1 protein-coding gene is annotated in these 471 nt (G+C 27.6%); it reads left to right on the forward strand.

Annotated elements, in window-relative coordinates; genetic code table 11:
- Positions 1-116: 116 nt before the first annotated feature.
- Positions 117-471: hypothetical protein (locus LI288_RS14070; protein WP_227091072.1), on the forward strand; the 355-nt coding region annotated here is incomplete at its 3' end.

The raw sequence follows: 471 nt of genomic DNA on the forward strand, positions 1-471 counted from the left end.
GTTTATTAGAGAGTTCTACTTTATGACTTTTTAGTGTAAAATGTAGCTAGCAGGATAACTTTATAGTCAACTATTAATTTTATCCTATATTATGATTCTAAAGGTTACTTACAACTATGATTACTACATATATATTTATCTTTTTTACTGTTATTATGTCATTACTTATATTACTTCCAATAATTGTTTTAGTAAGAAAGGCACGTAAGACAAATAAGATCGTAACTCTTCAACTACAACAAGAAGAGATGGAAAGAAAAAGAAAAGAGAATTTAAAAAAATATGAATCACAAAAAATTGAAAAAGAAAGAAGGAAGTTGCAGAAGCAAAGTGATATCTTAAAACGTATTGATGAACAGTGGAGAAAAGAACTATACCAAAGTATAGAAGAGAGTGAAGAACAGAGATTAAAAAAATTACAATTACGTACTCAGAATAATGAAACTGTAGCGGAGGTTCGCACTAATATAG

The organism is Lachnospira pectinoschiza (assembly GCF_020564355.1).
GTDB lineage: Bacteria > Bacillota > Clostridia > Lachnospirales > Lachnospiraceae > Lachnospira > Lachnospira intestinalis.